The organism is Pseudogemmobacter sp. TB195 (genome assembly GCF_058313095.1).
Map to the genome: position 1 here is coordinate 1 of NZ_JBZEGG010000182.1, position 559 is coordinate 559.

A 559-nucleotide genomic window follows, 5' to 3' on the forward strand; every position below is an offset into this window, starting at 1 on the left:
GGATTTCCCCTTTGAGGTAGGGGATGTGTCATATGTGATCTTAAATTCCGGGTTTGACGTATTTTGACTCGCGGTGGCGGCCAGATTGCACAACCCGCTGCTCCAGACTGTTGACGACGTCGTGAAAAGGCCGCCGGGAATGCTAATATTTGCGTTGCCTAATATTTCCCCCATGTCGGGGAGCATGTCGCACGATGTGATGTTGAATGTCTGCATTGATATCATTGTTTTCTGAGGCAGAAGAAGTGGCGCATCGTATGTTAGAAACGGGGTGCCCTGGGGTGGGAAATATGTCATCCCCACGTACTCCCGCTCCTCCCCCCGCAGTCCGCGGTCCAGCAGAAACATATTACCCATTCCGCTGGAGGAAGGGGCGTCCATTACCATAATTACATTTCCGTTCACATTCGCGAGCGCAGCGCCGGCGCGCCATTCATTGCTACCGGATTCCGGGCGCAAATATTGATAAGGTTGGGGAGCTTGCATATTGAAGGCCAGAAAGCTGAAAATACCATCACCCCTGTTTGACATGCCGCTTGTCAGAAAAATTGTCTGCCCT

At 51.9% G+C, this 559-nt stretch carries 1 protein-coding gene; it reads right to left on the minus strand.

Going from position 1 to position 559, the window contains the following annotated elements:
- Positions 1–559, minus strand: a 559-nt coding sequence (locus tag AC4FS3_RS29265) for a hypothetical protein (protein WP_491023458.1), incomplete at both ends; no start/stop codon positions are given.